Genomic DNA, 14,419 nt, shown 5'->3' on the forward strand with positions numbered 1-14,419 from the left:
CAAGAGACATCATGACAAATAGCGTGATTCCAGATGCGCCCGGAAGTAACGGCTGCTCAACGGTTCTCCGGTGGCCTGAGCGATCAGCTGCGCGGTAGTAAAGCGACTGCCGTGCTGCCAGATATTTTGTCGCAGCCAGTCAAACAAGGCGCTGAGATCGCCTTGCGCAATCTGATTATGCAGATCCGGCAATGCGCTATGGGCGGCGCTAAACAGCTGTGCGGCATACATGGCGCCCAGCGTATAAGACGGGAAGTAGCCAAAGCCGCCGTCGGTCCAGTGGATGTCCTGCATACAGCCGTTACGGTAATCTCCCGCGGTTGACAGCCCCAGCCAGGCCTGCATTTTTTCATCCCACAGTGCGGGAATATCATCCACTTCGATGTCGCCGTTAATCAGCGCCTGTTCAATGTCATAGCGCAAGATAACATGGGCAGGATAACTCACTTCGTCGGCATCCACGCGGATAAAGCCCGGTTTCACCCGCTGATTCCAGGCAATGAAATTCGCTTCTTCAAAAGCGGGCTGATCGCCAAAATGACGTTTAACGGCGGGAATGAGCCGTTTGAGGAACGCCGTGCTGCGACCCAGTTGCATCTCGAAAAATAGGCTCTGGGATTCATGGATGGCCGTGGAGCGGGCAAACGCGATCGGCTGACCCTGCCAGGCGTGGGGCAGATTCTGTTCATAGCGGGCGTGCCCCGTTTCGTGGATCACGCCAAAGAGCGCGCTGAGTAATTCATTTTCATCATAGCGCGTGGTGATGCGCACATCTTCCGGCACGCCGCCGCAGAACGGGTGGGCGCTGATGTCCAGCCGACCGGCGTTAAAATCAAACCCTAACTGCGACATGGTTTCCAGTCCCAGTTCACGCTGTAGCGCCGTCGGGAACGGGCCGACCGGCGCAATCAGCGGCTGATGCGACTGTTTTGACACCGCGCGGTTTAACAGATCGGGAAGCCAGGTTTTGACATCAGCAAACAGAACATCCAGTTGGGCGCTGGTCATATCGGGCTCAAAAATATCCAGCAGGGCATCGTAGGGCGAACATCCTTTAGCTTCGGCGCGAAGTTTTGCCTCTTCACGGCTGTATTTCACAACCACTTTCAGATTCTGCGCAAATCCTTGCCAGTCATTCGCCGGACGCTGACTCCGCCAGGCGTGTTCACACCGGCTCCCCGCCAGCGATTTCGCCTCCACCAGTGACTCAGGCAGCAGGGCCGCCTGATGGTGCCGCCTCGCCATTTCACGCAGGTTCGCCTGCTCAACATCGTTCAAATCTTCCTGCCCGGCGGCGGCTATCCACTGCGCAACCTTCGGGTCAGTCAGTAACTGATGTTCCAGCACGTTCAGCTCGGCCAGCGCTTCGCCTCGCGCGGTGCTTCCACCGGGAGGCATCATGGTGAACATATCCCAACTGGCGATAGCGGAGAGATGCGAAAAGCGGGAGAGGCGCTGGAAAGTGCGGGTGAGTTGTTGGTAGTGGTTCTTGTTGGACATTGTTGTGTTCCCGTCGTGTTCTGCGAATGTGAGGAGTTTACCCTGATTCATACATGTTTATGCGCTGATGGCAACGATGGCAGAAATGTTGGTAGGTTGTAAGTGATAATGATACTTCTTATCATAAATGGCGGTGTCGTGAAGCACACTGGTGAAATATTAACAGGGAACAGGGATGCAACAGGAAATCAATAACGCCTATATTGTCAGGACAAAAGCAGTGTCAGGCTGTTTTTCTATGTTTATGCTGATGTTTGGTATTACATTTACGCCACTGTTTTTTACCCGCAGTGCGCAATTAATGGAAAGTGGGTTACTTTTACCGCTGATGTTTGTGCTGGAGTTTCTTATTCTGGTCCCGCTGTATTATCTCTTTTTTAGAAAAAGAGACGGTCTGGGAAAAGGCACATTGAGCGCAAAGTGGTTTGTTATTTTGTTTGGCGCCATTCTGATTATCCAGTTTCTTTTACCTGCTATGTTGGGGATGAGAAAAACAGAAGCGTGGGTCATGACGCAGGTTTCATTGCATAACTACGCTTTCTGGCTGACCAACCTGTCACTGATTTTTCTCGTCCCGGTCTACGAGGAAATCGTCTTCAGAGGGTGTCTGTTCAACGCCTTTCAGTACTGGTTCAATGATAAGGTGTGGGCGACGTCGCTTGTCGTTTCAACGCTGTTTGCGCTGATGCATACGCAATACGCCGATATCAGAACATTATTGATGTTATTTTTAATATCGCAGGTGCTTATTGTCGCCAGAGTCAAATCTAAAGGGTTATTAATGCCTGTTACCCTGCATATATTAATGAATGCGACGGTGATCGGGATACAATATGGCGTTCAGGTCTTATTATCCTCCGGGTGATATTTACGGCATTCGGAAGCGATATCGTCAGTGTTGCCCACCATTACAGGTAGTTTTATCTTCCGGTCTCGCTTTTGGGTATCGCGCGGGGTAAAGTCAAACCTCAACAATAAAAATAAATACACACAGCATGATGAATCCAATTATCTGGGTTATCTTTGCTCTTCTGGCACTGGATGCCGTCAGGGAATTGATGGGGGCTTCTTCCATCCTGGGATTGTGGTAATCCAAAGCGCTGGTTGAGCTGTAAAGAATGCCCGGGCTCGACCCGGGCTTCTCTTTATCAAACGTGCAGACGATGATGCAGGCGGGAGCCAACCAGCAGCGCCAGAAGCAACATCAGCGCGATAAACCCGCCCACACCGTTCCAGCCATAGCTGTGCCAGAATACCCCGCCTAACGTCCCGGCAATGCTGGAACCCAGGTAATAGCTGAAGAGATACAGGGAAGATGCCTGGCCTTTGGCGCGTTTCGCGCGTGGGCCAATCCAGCTGCTTGCCACCGAATGCGCGGCAAAGAATCCGGCGGAGAAGAGCAGCATTCCGGCAAAAATCAGCCATAGCGACGTGAACAGCGTCATTAATAGCCCGAACAACATCACGCCGGTTGAGAACAACATCACCGGGCCGCGACCATAACGCGTCGTCATGGCGCCTGCTTTAGGCGAGCTCCAGGTGCCCGTCAGGTAAGCCACCGATAAAAGCCCCACAATGGCCTGGCTGAGTTCCCAGGGCGAAAGCATCAACCGATAGCCGATATAGTTAAATAGCGTGACAAACGACCCCATTAACAAAAAGCCTTCTGCGAATAACAGCGGCAGGCCCCTGTCGCGCCAGTGAAGGCGGAAGTTGATGAACAGCGTTTTGGGGCGTAATGAAGTCGGTCGGAAATGGCGGGATTCCGGCAAGATTTTCCAGAACATCAATGCGGACGCCAGCGCGAAACAGCCGATCGCCGCCAGTGCGATGCGCCAGTTAAAAAAGTCGGTAAATACGCCGCTGATCAGACGCCCGCTCATGCCGCCAATCGAGTTGCCGCTAATGTACAACCCCATTGAGAAGGCGACGAAACTAGGATGGATCTCTTCACTTAAATAGGTCATGCCTACCGCAGCGACGCCGCTCAACGACAGGCCTATCAGCGCGCGCATGATTAAAATGCCATGCCAGCTGGTCATCATGGTGGAAAGCAGCGTACAGCAGGAGGCCAGCAGCAGCGCCGTCACCATTACAGGTTTGCGGCCGATCGCGTCGGACAACGGGCCGGTAAACAGCAGCCCGATGGCTAACATGCCGGTGGAGATGGAAAGCGAGATACTGCTGCTGGCGGGAGAGACGCCAAATTCATGGGACAACACAGGCAGTATCGGTTGTACGCAATAGAGAAGGGCGAACGTCGCCAGCCCGGCGGAGAATAGCGCCAGCGTAACGCGCATAAACTGGGATGTACCACGTTTTATATATTGAACCGGCTGGGAAATAATATGTTCATCAACATCGCTCGCCGTTGCGGTGTCGACAGCAGTAATACGACTCACTTGAAATCCTTGCTCAACATCCCCGTGATTATGGTGACGGGTATGACCTCAGTGCTAAGAGTAGGAAAATCAAAATATTCTGTCTAATATATTAATAATCTCAAATAATATTTATAAAATATGAATATTGAACTTCGTCATCTACGTTACTTTGTGGCGGTTGCGGAAGAGTTGCATTTTGGCCGGGCGGCTGCGCGGCTGAACATCTCTCAACCTCCGCTAAGCCAGCAGATCCAGACCCTTGAACAGCAGATTGGCGCGCGGCTGCTGGCGCGAACCAACCGGAGCGTTGCGCTGACGGCGGCGGGTAAGCAGTTTCTGGCAGACAGTCGGCAGATCCTTGGGCTGGTGAATGAGGCCGCCGCCCGCGCGGAACGCTTGCATCAGGGGGAGACCGGCGAGCTGCGCATTGGCTTCACCTCATCCGCGCCGTTTATTAAAGCCGTCTCGGATACGCTGTCTCTGTTTCGCCAGGACTACCCGGATGTGCATATGCAGACCCGTGAAATGAACACCCGCGAGCAGATTGCGCCGCTTAATGAAGGCGCGCTGGATATGGGGTTACTGCGCAATACCTCATTGCCGGATACGCTGGACTGGGAAGTGATTCTGCATGAACCGCTGCTGGCGATGATCCCCCGTGAACATCCGATGGCGCAAAAGCCGGTCGTGACGCTGGCGGAGCTGGCGAAAGAACCGTTTGTCTTTTTTGATCCGCATGTCGGAACGGGGTTGTATGACGATATTCTCGGCCTGATGCGCCGTTACCATCTCACTCCGGCGATCACTCAGGAGGTTGGAGAGGCGATGACAATTATCGGGCTGGTAGCCGCAGGACTGGGGGTGTCGATCCTGCCCGCCTCGTTTAAACGGGTACAGCTTGATGAAATGCGTTGGGTGCCCATTGCCGAAGCGGACGCCGTGTCGGAAATGTGGCTGGTATGGCCGAAACATCATGAACAAAGTCACGCTGCGCAACGATTTCGCCATCAACTTTTAACGGCCGCAAAGCGCGCTTAATTTAGTTTAAAAAGGGATGAAAATGTGCAGTAAATCACACGGCTAAGTAAAAAGTTGACGACAACTATTGAAGTCATTCACCATAGCCCACAGATTATTTCGGAGCGCGAAAATAAAGGGAGTCAGAGGTGGTTGCTGATAGTCAGCCAGGGCATATCGATCAAATCAAGCAGACCAATGCTGGCGCGGTATATCGCCTGATTGATCAGCTGGGCCCCGTGTCGCGAATTGATCTTTCTCGTCTGGCGCAACTGGCGCCTGCCAGTATCACTAAAATTGTTCGCGAAATGCTCGAAGCGCATTTAGTTCAGGAGCTGGAGATCAAAGAGGCGGGAAGCCGAGGTCGCCCGGCGGTCGGGTTGGTGGTGGAAACCGAGGCCTGGCACTATTTGTCTATTCGTATCAGCCGTGGCGAGATTTTTCTCGCCCTGCGTGACCTGAGCAGCAAGCTGGTGGTGGAGGAGTGCCTTGAGCTACCGCTGGTTTCTGAGACTCCGCTGCTTGAACGCATCATTTTTATGGTCGATCAGTTTTTTATCCGTCACCAGCAAAAACTCGAACGCCTGACCTCTATCGCCATCACCTTACCCGGTATTATTGATACTGAGAATGGCATTGTGCACCGCATGCCGTTTTACGACGATGTCAAAGAGATGCCGCTGGGGGAAACCCTCGAACACCACACCGGCGTACCGGTCTACATTCAGCATGATATCAGCGCCTGGACGATGGCCGAGGCACTTTTTGGCGCATCGCGCGGCGCGCGTGATGTTATTCAGGTGGTGATTGATCACAACGTTGGGGCTGGCGTGATTACCGACGGCCACTTACTGCATGCGGGCAGCAGCAGCCTGGTGGAGATCGGCCATACGCAGGTTGACCCCTACGGTAAACGTTGTTACTGCGGGAACCACGGCTGTCTGGAAACGATCGCCAGCGTGGACAGCGTGCTTGAACTGGCGCAGCTGCGACTCAATCAGTCAATGAGTTCTTCGCTGCACGGGCAGCCGCTGACGGTGGATTCGCTGTGCCAGGCGGCGGTGCAGGGGGATTTGCTGGCGAAAGATATCATTAGCGGCGTCGGGATGCATGTTGGCCGCATTCTGGCGATCATGGTGAATTTATTTAATCCGCAAAAAATTCTGATCGGTTCGCCGCTGAGCAAAGCGGCGGAAATCCTTTTTCCGGCAATTGCGGACAGCATCCGTCAACAGGCGCTGCCGGCGTATAGCAAACATATCGCCGTCGAAAGCACGCAGTTTTCCAATCAAGGGACAATGGCGGGCGCCGCACTGGTAAAAGACGCGATGTATAACGGTTCTTTGTTGATTCGTCTATTACAGGGTTAACATTTTTTAACTGTCGTACGAAAATTTGCGCTAACGCAAGCTGATCGCGATTGTCATACCTTAGACTTTCTCCACTGTATTATTTTCCTGGCTTATATTTTCGAAGCATAACGGTGGAGTTAGTGATGCTGAAGCGTTTCTTTATTACAGGTACAGACACTTCTGTTGGGAAGACAGTGGTTTCCCGCGCATTACTACAAGCGTTAGCGTCAGGGAACAAAAGCGTCGCAGGTTATAAACCCGTTGCGAAAGGCAGCAAAGAGACGCCGGAAGGCATGCGCAATAAAGATGCGCTGGTGTTGCAGAGCGTCTCTTCTATTGAGCTGCCTTATGAGGCGATCAATCCGATTGCGCTGAGCGAAGACGAAAGCAGCGTGGCGCATAGCTGTCCGATCAATTACACCCTGTTATCTAACGGGCTTGCCAGCCTGAGCGAAAAGGTTGACCACGTCGTGGTGGAAGGCACCGGCGGCTGGCGCAGCCTGATGAACGACCTGCGTCCGTTATCTGAATGGGTCGTGCAGGAGCAGTTACCGGTGCTGATGGTGGTGGGGATTCAGGAAGGCTGCATTAACCATGCGCTGCTGACCGCACAGGCTATCGCCAATGACGGATTACCGCTGATCGGCTGGGTGGCGAACCGCATCAATCCCGGACTGGCGCATTATGCCGAAATCATTGATGTGTTAAGCAAAAAACTGCCTGCGCCGCTGATTGGCGAACTGCCTTATTTGCCGCGTGCCGAACAACGCGAGCTGGGGCAATATATCCGTCTGTCAATGCTCGGCAGTGTGCTGTCGGTAGACCGAGTCCTCGCGTAACGTTCGCGATAAGACCGACGCCACTACGCAGGCAATCAGTAATCCGGGGAGTAGTCGATACTCCCCGGTCATTTCACAGATCATCAGCGTCGACATCATCGGCGCGTGTGTTGTTGCCGCCAGCAGCGTCGCCATTCCTGTTAATCCCAGCAATATTGCCATCTCATCCGCTCCCGGAAGCCAGAATCCCCACATCCGACCGTATAACATACCAATCGACAAGCCGATGAACAGCGTGGGGGTAAAGACGCCGCCGGGCGCACCGGAACCGCTGCTGGCGAGTACGGCGAGTAATTTGCAGATGAAGATCCCGGCGATCACGGAGAGCAGCGGCGGAGAGAGCAAAAATGACTGCACGACGCTGTAGCCATTTCCCCAGACGGCCGGCGTCAGCAGGGATAACAAGCCAACGATGAATCCGCCCAGCGCCAGTTGCCACGGAGGCGATAATTTCAGCCGAATAAAACCGTTATGAGTGGTGGTCATTAACCACATAAACAGCGGCCCGCAGACGCCAGCCACCAGCCCGGTGCTGATAATCATCGCATATTCCCGCACATGTAAATCCAGTGACAGGTGAACCGTATAGAGCAGGGCATTACCGCCGCTGAGCAAATGGGTGGTCAGTAATGCCACGACGGCGGAAATCACAACGGGGCCCAGCGACGCCAGCATCAGCGTGCCAAACAGGATTTCCGCGATAAAGAGGCTGCCCGCCAGCGGGGCGTGATACGCGCTGGCCATCCCTGCCGCAGCGCCGCAGGCGATCCACAATTTCCACTCTTCACGCGGGGTGCAACGCTGAGCAAAACAGGATGCCGCCAGCGCTGCCAGTAAGATCATGGCCCCTTCGCGCCCGATGGCGCTACCGCTGGCGACGACCAGCAGCGAAGCAAGGGACTTCACCAGACTTGCCCCGTAATCGAATTGCCCATCTGTTTGCAGGGCTTCCATGTAGTCGGTGGGGGCATGGGGGCGTTGTTGATTCATTTTCTGCCAGCCCCAGAGCAGCGCACCTGCCGCGAGGCCGCCCACTGCGGGGGTGATCAGCCGTCGCCAGGGAGAAAGGTTTGTCGCGGCATTCACCAGGCTTCCCGTATCGTTACGTAAAAAAAGCCATTCCAGCACCAGCATGGCGTGACGAAACCCGGCTACCGCCAGTGCGGCAAGGATGCCAATTATTGTCGCGATTAACAGGCGGCGAAACATCGCTCGCAGGTCAGGGTATGTATGTAGGCGGTGCATGGGCAGACCACACAGGCATTTTCAGGAGTGTCTATTTTGCGGGTAAACAGCGCGGGACGCAAAAGCACTGCGTGCGCAGGGGGAACTGCCCGATGGCGCTTCGCTTACCGGGCCGACAAGAATGTGCTCCGTAGGCCAGGTAAAGCGTAGCTGTCATCCGGCGTTTAGCTACTTTCGTGAATATTCAGCGCCCGACGGGTACGGCCTGAACTGAGATAATCGGCAATGTAATCCTGCGAGATTTCGCCGTTATAGCGTCCTTCCTCATCGACAATGGGCATCCAGCTGGTGTTACTCTCGTACAGTTTCGACAGCACAATACGCAGGTTGTCTTCCGCTTTTCCGGTGACGCGAAACGGGTGGATTATATCCGCGCAGGTGCCGTTGGCGTTCCTGGCTTCACGACGCTTCACAAAGCCAAGCGGCTTGCCGTCGCTATCGACAACGGTGATCGCGCGAATATCATTATCGTCCATGATGCCGAACGCCTCTGCCAGCGAGGTGGCGGCGCGGGCGGTCAGGGTGGGTTGTTGGTCGGTTACGTCGCCCGCCGAAACCAGCAGAAGACGTTTTAGCGTACGATCCTGACCGACAAATGAGCCGACGAATTCATTCGCCGGTTTTGCCAGCAATTCATCCGGGCTGGCGCACTGTATAATGCGGCCCTGGCGGAATACGGCAATCCTGTCGCCCAGCTTCAGCGCTTCATCGATATCATGGCTGACCAGCATCACCGTCTTTTTCAGCGCCCGCTGCATATCAAGAAACTGATTCTGAATCACCTCGCGGTTAATCGGGTCCACCGCACCGAAAGGTTCATCCATCAACAGCACCGGGGGATCGGCCGCCAGCGCGCGGATCACGCCGATGCGCTGTTGTTGACCGCCAGACATCTCTTTCGGGTAGCGATGCAGAAACTTTTTCGCATCCATTGCCACCATGTCCATCAACTCTTCCGCACGACGTTTGCAGCGGGTTTTATCCCAGCCCAGCATACGCGGGACAACCGTGATGTTCTCTTCGATGGTCATGTTGGGAAACAGGCCAATTTGCTGGATCACGTAGCCAATGTTGCGCCGTAGCGTGACGGTATCCATCGCACTGGTGTTTTGTCCGTTAATGAAAATATTGCCGCTGCTGGGCGCGATCAGCCGGTTGATCATCTTCAGGGTGGTGGTCTTGCCGCAGCCTGACGGCCCAAGCAGCACGCACATTTCACCTTCCGGCACGTTCAGATTGATGTTATCAACGGCGTTAAGCGGTTGGCCATTCTTCTGTGAAAAGCGTTTGGTGAGGTTTTCCAGTTTTATCATTATCGTATCCCCTTAGGTGTCAGTACGACTTGCAGGCGATGCAGCAACCAGTCGAGCACAATGGCCAACAGACAAATCATCAGCGCACCGGCGATTAACATGCGGATGTCACTCCCGCCGATGCCGTTCAGTAACAGTAACCCCAGGCCGCCAGCGCCAATGACGGCGGCGATGGCCATCACGCCGATATTCATGACGACGGCAGTGCGAATCCCGCCAAAAATCACCGGCAGGGCCATCGGAATTTCTACCCAGCGCAGACGCTGCCAGAACGTCATGCCAATTCCGCGTCCCGCTTCGCGCAAGCCCGGCGGTAAACTGTCGAGCGCGGTGTGCGTGTTGCGCACAATCGGCAGCAGCGAGTAAAGAAAAACGGCGGTAATTGCGGGAAGGGCGCCAATCCCCTGACCGATCAGCGAAAACAGCGGGATCATCAAACCAAATAATGCGATGGAGGGGATAGTGAGCAGCAGCGTTGCCGCCCCTAACACCGGCGTAGCCAGCCATTTATGACGAACAATCAGAATGCCCAGCGGCACGCCAATGATAATCGCCAGACCGACGGCCAGCGCAACCAGCCACAAATGCTGAAGAGTGAGGCTCGTCAGATAACCCGCGTTATCCATCATGTAATGAATCGTATCCATAAGCGCTCCTTACAGCAGACCTTTTTGTTGCAGGAATGTGCGCGCAACCTGCTGGGGTGACTGGTGATCGATGTCGACCTGCGCATTAAGCGTCGAGATGACGTCGTTATTGAGCAGCCCGGAAAGGGTATTCAGCGCATCATCCAGCCCCGGATGAGCATCCAGTATCTCTTTACGGACGACAGGCGTGACAGCGTAACCTGGGAAGAAGCCTTTATCATCTTCCAGCACCTTGAGGTCAAAACCCTTCACCCGGCCATCCGTGGTGTACACCAGACCGGCGTCCACAAAGCCATCGCGCACGGCGTTATAGACCAGACCCGGGTCCATTTGCCGAATCTGCGGACGGTCAAGCTGCATCTGGTAGGCATCCTGCAACGGCTTCATCCCGTCGCTGCGCCCGGAAAACTCAAGGTCGAGACCTAACATCCAGTTATTGTCAGGGTCGGTCTGGCGGATGTGTTCGATTTTCGCCACCATTTCCGACAGGGTGTTGATGTTCTCTGCTTCGGCGCGTTTGCGCTGCATGGCGAACGCGTAGGTGTTATTCATATTCGCCGGGTTTAGCCATACCAGTCCGAGCTTCGCATCCAGGCGTTTGACGGTATCGTAGGATTCCTGCGGGCTCATCCGTTTATCAATGTGGTTAAAAATGATCAGGGACGTGCCGGTGTATTCCCAGGTGATATCAATCTGCTTATTCACCATGGCATTACGTGAAATCACCGCCGCAATGTTGGTGCGCGGCTGAACCTGAAAACCCTTTTTTTGCAGGTACTGCACGGTCATGGCGGAAAGGATGTGTTGTTCGGTAAAACCTTTGGTTGCAAGGATCAACGGGGCCGCCTGAGCCTGTCCGGTAACGAGCAACGCGGCGGCAAGCCATCCCAACAGATGTTTTTTTAATGTCATTCAGCGCTCCTTATTCTTATCGTTGTATCAGGCCGTATGCGGACTGAGGATGCGGCCAAGCAGGGCAAGCAGGCTGTCGAGAATCAGCGCCACCAGAGCGGTTGCCGTTGCGCCCAGAATCAGCGTCGGGAAGTCATTGAGGTAAATGCCGGGGAAAATCAGCTCGCCGTAGCTGCTGGCCCCAATCAGGAACGCCAGCGGGGCCGTACCCACATTAATCGCCGTCGCGATCCGAATCCCTGCAAGCATCACCGGCCAGGCATTGGGCAGCTCAACCTGACGCAGACGCTGCCATTTCGTCATACCGATGCCGTTTGCGGCTTCAATCAGGGAGGCGGGAACAGAACAAAGCCCGGCGTAGGTATTGCGCACGACGGGAAGAAGCGAGGCGAGGAACAGCGCGAAAATCGCCGGAACGTCGCCAATGCCGATAATCACCATCGCCAGTGCCAGTACGGCCAGAGGCGGCAGAGTATTGCCTACATTAAAGAGCTGCATTACGTATTCGGCGAATCCTTTGGCTGCCGGACGGCTCAGTAAAATGCCGCTGGGAATACCGATAACTAAGGCGAAGAACATGGAGGTAAAGACGAGGAGTAAATGCTGTTTGCCCAAATAAAGCAGATCAACCTGACGCGCTTTAATGGTTTCCAGACCCACTCCCCAGACCAGCAGCGCCAGCACAAGAGCGATCGCGCCAGTAAACCCGAGCACGCGTTTTAACGTAAAGGTGTGCATTGCGGTGTGTCTCCCTGTTTGCATGCGTTATGGCAACGAAAGAGACGTTGCGTGTTGTTATGCCATGTAGCGGCAGGGTGTCTTGAGCTATAGCAACACGTCGGGAAGGATTCCAGCGAGACAGGTATTTAAATTAGCAGGCTATGCATGCCCGTTGCTCATTTGCCCTTACAGGGCTAAGGATGTGCGCGAATGTGAAGAATTGTCTTAAAAATGGAAAGTTGAAGTGACATTGTCACTTATCGGGAAGGGGAAACAACCGGTTTTTGACGATAAAGGCAGGGCGCGCCCTGCCTGAAAAAGCGTTAGCGAAACAGCGGTTTTACGGCGACGGGGATCAGCAACTGAGACTGCCACTGCGCCAGCGTTTGCTGTGCCAGCTCACCTGCCGCCTGGTAAAATGGATGGTTTGCGCCTTCGATGAAAACCGCCAGGAAGCGCGCAGACCACGGCAACAGATGCCAGGCCAGCAGTTGTTCGCATTCGCTATGACGGCCATTTTCCGCAAGCCAGGCAGCCAACAGCAGCAGGGAACCAAAATGATCTTCCGGTTCATTTTGCTGGATCTCAAACTGGATGCCGTTGTCCCGCATCCACTGGCGTAATGCCAGCGTAGATTCGCCAAACAACACGCTTTCACGGTCCAGCCAGACCGATCCCCAGGGAGGCGACGGAAGCGCCCAGGGACCGACAAACAGACGTTGCCAGGCTTGCGGGAGCGGCTCCTCGATGTCGGCCTGAAAAACCGCCGCAATCGGCGCCAGAACCTCCGGTGAAAGTGGCCACTGCGCCTGCCAGCCGTCGGTTTTTAACGCTGAAACCAACGGGGCGGCTTCGGTACTGTCTGGCGCATAATAAAACAACGCGCCCAGCACGCGTGCAGCCATAGAAAAATCGTCACGTTGTGAAAAAGAAGTCATGAAACCATCCTGAAAGGTGCGGGTTTCCCCGCACGCGTAAGTTAACCTGCAATGGCCATTCCGACGGTCATATGCAGGCCGTAAAACAATCCGCGACCTATGATTTCGCCGCCAAGCACCAGGATTAACCCCAGCAACAATCCGGCGACGTGCGGTTCTTTGCGGCGCACTAACGGGCATATCCAGCAACCCAGCCCGGCAGCAAGTAGCACTACGCGCCAGACCTGTAAGCGGCCATAGTCTGGAACCAGCGCGCTCGCCTGTTGCACGGAGCTGTGGATTGCCCCAAGCGACATGCCTTGCATGATGATTACGGCCGCGCAGACTAACAGCGCCAGCACGCTGATGCTTGCGAACGTCGTGCCGTTGAATCTGGCGCGCGCGGCGCGCAATATCAGCGCCGCAAATAGCGGCCCGCTCAGGAACACCGTCAGGAAGAATGCCAGCGTCGTGTAGCCATTATACCAGGTCGGAACGGTATCGATCTGATAGACCCGCGTCATTGCCCAGACAAATACCACCCCGAGTACCATGCTGACCAGCAGCCAGATTTTGCCCAGTGCTTCCGGCATTTTGCCGAGCACAGCCACCAGCCACCAGAAACCGCCTACGGCAAAAAAGACAGAGCCAGCGGCAATTTCATTACTCAGCGCGGAAGCGCCTACCCGGTTAAGAGAGTTAAACGCGCGGAACGGCGAGCCGAGGTGCATGATCGACGCCAGAAAACCCAGCCCCATGACGACCCATAAAAAGAACATACCGCGCACAATACGCTGTCTGCTGGCCGCATCGTCTTTCGCCGCAAACCAGCCCAGACCGCTGACAATCAATGCGCCGACAACGCATTGACCGAACACCGTAAACAGCACCAGCGGCCATTCATGCCATCCATTTCCCATTTTATACCTCCTTCGGATTTGCCAGATAACCCGTGGTATCCCCGGTCGGGCGGCTGTTGGCGTTGGGTTTAATCACAATGTTCGGTCTGGTGAAGTGCGCGCCCGGCAGCGGTGCAACGGCCGCCAGCGTGCCATGTTTCTTCCGCAGCTCTTCTATCGGGCCAAAGTCCAGCGCGCGCAGCGGGCAGGACTCGACGCAGATCGGTTTTTTGCCGTCGGCAACGCGGTCATGACAGCCGTCGCATTTGGTCATGTGGCCTTTGGCGGCGTTGTACTGTGGCGCACCGTACGGGCAGGCCATATGGCAGTAGCGACAGCCGATGCAGACGTCCTCATCCACTACCACAAAACCGTCCTCGCGTTTGTGCATTGCGCCGCTCGGGCACACTTTCGTGCAGGCCGGGTCTTCGCAGTGGTTGCAGGAGATGGAGAGATAGTAGGCAAAGACGTTCTGGTGCCAGACACCGTTATCCTCCTGCCAGTCGCCGCCCGCATATTCATAGATGCGACGGAAGCTGACGTCCGGGGTTAAATCTTTGTAGTCTTTGCAGGCCAGTTCGCAGGTTTTGCAACCGGTGCAACGACTGGAGTCAATAAAAAATCCATATTGGGTTGTCATCGGTTACTCCTTATACCTTCTCAACCTGAACGAG

Annotated in this window: 15 protein-coding genes; 5 read left to right on the forward strand and 10 right to left on the reverse strand. The window is 54.8% G+C overall.

Translation table 11 applies throughout. The features are described 5' to 3' along the window. Nucleotides 1–9: 9 nt before the first annotated feature. Nucleotides 10–1,500 carry a carboxypeptidase M32 gene (locus OGV50_RS03965; protein WP_200092657.1) on the reverse strand — a complete coding sequence of 497 codons (1,491 nt, stop codon included), beginning with the start codon at nt 1,498–1,500 and terminating at the stop codon, nt 10–12. A gap of 175 nt (nt 1,501–1,675) precedes the next feature. On the opposite strand from OGV50_RS03965, the gene OGV50_RS03970 reads away from it, so the two are divergent. Both OGV50_RS03970 and OGV50_RS03975 read left to right on the forward strand, forming a co-directional pair. Then, a complete protein-coding gene (locus OGV50_RS03970; protein ID WP_058669085.1) occupies nt 1,676–2,365 on the forward strand; it encodes a CPBP family intramembrane glutamic endopeptidase in 690 nt (229 codons plus the stop codon). 133 nt (nt 2,366–2,498) lie between these two features. Next, a complete protein-coding gene (locus tag OGV50_RS03975; RefSeq protein WP_208855431.1) occupies nt 2,499–2,591 on the forward strand; it encodes a KPN_01571 family protein in 93 nt (30 codons plus the stop codon). Nucleotides 2,592–2,648: 57 nt separating this feature from the next. Here OGV50_RS03975 and ynfM read toward each other — a convergent pair whose 3' ends face one another. Further along, nucleotides 2,649–3,902: a multidrug efflux MFS transporter YnfM/SxtP(Kp) gene (gene ynfM, locus OGV50_RS03980; protein ID WP_012132469.1), complete on the reverse strand. Its 1,254-nt coding sequence runs from the start codon at nt 3,900–3,902 to the stop codon at nt 2,649–2,651. 120 nt (nt 3,903–4,022) lie between these two features. On the opposite strand from ynfM, the gene ynfL reads away from it, so the two are divergent. The 3 genes from ynfL (at nt 4,023) to bioD (ending at nt 7,092) form a co-directional block, all read left to right on the forward strand. After that, entirely contained in the window at nt 4,023–4,922 is a 900-nt protein-coding gene (gene ynfL, locus OGV50_RS03985) for a multidrug efflux transcriptional activator YnfL/SxtR(Kp) (protein ID WP_286488321.1), read from the forward strand. 128 nt (nt 4,923–5,050) lie between these two features. Then, nucleotides 5,051–6,271, forward strand: coding sequence for a sugar metabolism global transcriptional regulator Mlc (gene mlc / locus OGV50_RS03990; RefSeq protein ID WP_012132466.1), 1,221 nt, complete (start codon nt 5,051–5,053; stop codon nt 6,269–6,271). Nucleotides 6,272–6,396: 125 nt separating this feature from the next. Then, nucleotides 6,397–7,092 carry a dethiobiotin synthase gene (bioD, locus tag OGV50_RS03995; RefSeq protein WP_024130350.1) on the forward strand — a complete coding sequence of 232 codons (696 nt, stop codon included), beginning with the start codon at nt 6,397–6,399 and terminating at the stop codon, nt 7,090–7,092. Here the strand turns inward: bioD and clcB are convergent. From clcB to dmsB, 8 genes are all read right to left on the reverse strand, one after another. Beyond that, a complete protein-coding gene (gene clcB, locus OGV50_RS04000; RefSeq protein WP_048902388.1) occupies nt 7,048–8,337 on the reverse strand; it encodes a voltage-gated ClC-type chloride channel ClcB in 1,290 nt (429 codons plus the stop codon). The genes bioD and clcB overlap by 45 nt on opposite strands. Before the next feature lie 164 nt (nt 8,338–8,501). Beyond that, entirely contained in the window at nt 8,502–9,650 is a 1,149-nt protein-coding gene (osmV, locus tag OGV50_RS04005; RefSeq protein WP_110494279.1) for an osmoprotectant ABC transporter ATP-binding protein OsmV, read from the reverse strand. Continuing rightward, nucleotides 9,650–10,297: an osmoprotectant ABC transporter permease OsmW gene (gene osmW / locus OGV50_RS04010; RefSeq protein ID WP_012132461.1), complete on the reverse strand. Its 648-nt coding sequence runs from the start codon at nt 10,295–10,297 to the stop codon at nt 9,650–9,652. Before osmW ends, osmV begins: the two co-directional genes overlap by 1 nt. A gap of 9 nt (nt 10,298–10,306) precedes the next feature. After that, entirely contained in the window at nt 10,307–11,209 is a 903-nt protein-coding gene (osmX, locus tag OGV50_RS04015; RefSeq protein ID WP_012132460.1) for an osmoprotectant ABC transporter substrate-binding protein OsmX, read from the reverse strand. A gap of 27 nt (nt 11,210–11,236) precedes the next feature. Further along, nucleotides 11,237–11,947 (reverse strand): osmoprotectant ABC transporter permease OsmY, encoded by a 711-nt coding sequence (osmY, locus tag OGV50_RS04020; protein WP_012132459.1) that lies wholly within the window; start codon nt 11,945–11,947, stop codon nt 11,237–11,239. Between the two features lie 305 nt (nt 11,948–12,252). After that, complete coding sequence (dmsD, locus tag OGV50_RS04025) at nt 12,253–12,867, reverse strand: Tat proofreading chaperone DmsD (protein WP_024130349.1); 615 nt, start codon at nt 12,865–12,867, stop codon at nt 12,253–12,255. Between the two features lie 41 nt (nt 12,868–12,908). Continuing rightward, complete coding sequence (locus OGV50_RS04030) at nt 12,909–13,766, reverse strand: dimethyl sulfoxide reductase anchor subunit family protein (protein ID WP_114848507.1); 858 nt, start codon at nt 13,764–13,766, stop codon at nt 12,909–12,911. 1 nt (nt 13,767) lies between these two features. Then, a complete protein-coding gene (gene dmsB / locus OGV50_RS04035; RefSeq protein ID WP_012132456.1) occupies nt 13,768–14,385 on the reverse strand; it encodes a dimethylsulfoxide reductase iron-sulfur subunit DmsB in 618 nt (205 codons plus the stop codon). Nucleotides 14,386–14,419 lie beyond the last annotated feature (34 nt).

Source organism: Citrobacter sp. CK180, assembly GCF_030333655.1.
Taxonomy (GTDB): Bacteria; Pseudomonadota; Gammaproteobacteria; order Enterobacterales; family Enterobacteriaceae; genus Citrobacter_B; species Citrobacter_B koseri.

What these genes read in the sequence shown, in the direction of transcription:
- OGV50_RS03970 (WP_058669085.1), top strand. Translation starts at nt 1,676, where the DNA reads ATGCAACAGGAAATCAATAACGCCTATATTGTCAGGACAAAAGCAGTG.
- dmsD (WP_024130349.1), bottom strand. Translation starts at nt 12,867, where the DNA reads ATGACTTCTTTTTCACAACGTGACGATTTTTCTATGGCTGCACGCGTG.
- ynfL (WP_286488321.1), top strand. Translation starts at nt 4,023, where the DNA reads ATGAATATTGAACTTCGTCATCTACGTTACTTTGTGGCGGTTGCGGAA.
- osmV (WP_110494279.1), bottom strand. Translation starts at nt 9,650, where the DNA reads ATGATAAAACTGGAAAACCTCACCAAACGCTTTTCACAGAAGAATGGC.
- osmW (WP_012132461.1), bottom strand. Translation starts at nt 10,297, where the DNA reads ATGGATACGATTCATTACATGATGGATAACGCGGGTTATCTGACGAGC.
- bioD (WP_024130350.1), top strand. Translation starts at nt 6,397, where the DNA reads ATGCTGAAGCGTTTCTTTATTACAGGTACAGACACTTCTGTTGGGAAG.
- OGV50_RS03965 (WP_200092657.1), bottom strand. Translation starts at nt 1,500, where the DNA reads ATGTCCAACAAGAACCACTACCAACAACTCACCCGCACTTTCCAGCGC.
- OGV50_RS03975 (WP_208855431.1), top strand. Translation starts at nt 2,499, where the DNA reads ATGAATCCAATTATCTGGGTTATCTTTGCTCTTCTGGCACTGGATGCC.
- osmY (WP_012132459.1), bottom strand. Translation starts at nt 11,947, where the DNA reads ATGCACACCTTTACGTTAAAACGCGTGCTCGGGTTTACTGGCGCGATC.
- osmX (WP_012132460.1), bottom strand. Translation starts at nt 11,209, where the DNA reads ATGACATTAAAAAAACATCTGTTGGGATGGCTTGCCGCCGCGTTGCTC.
- OGV50_RS04030 (WP_114848507.1), bottom strand. Translation starts at nt 13,766, where the DNA reads ATGGGAAATGGATGGCATGAATGGCCGCTGGTGCTGTTTACGGTGTTC.
- dmsB (WP_012132456.1), bottom strand. Translation starts at nt 14,385, where the DNA reads ATGACAACCCAATATGGATTTTTTATTGACTCCAGTCGTTGCACCGGT.
- clcB (WP_048902388.1), bottom strand. Translation starts at nt 8,337, where the DNA reads ATGCACCGCCTACATACATACCCTGACCTGCGAGCGATGTTTCGCCGC.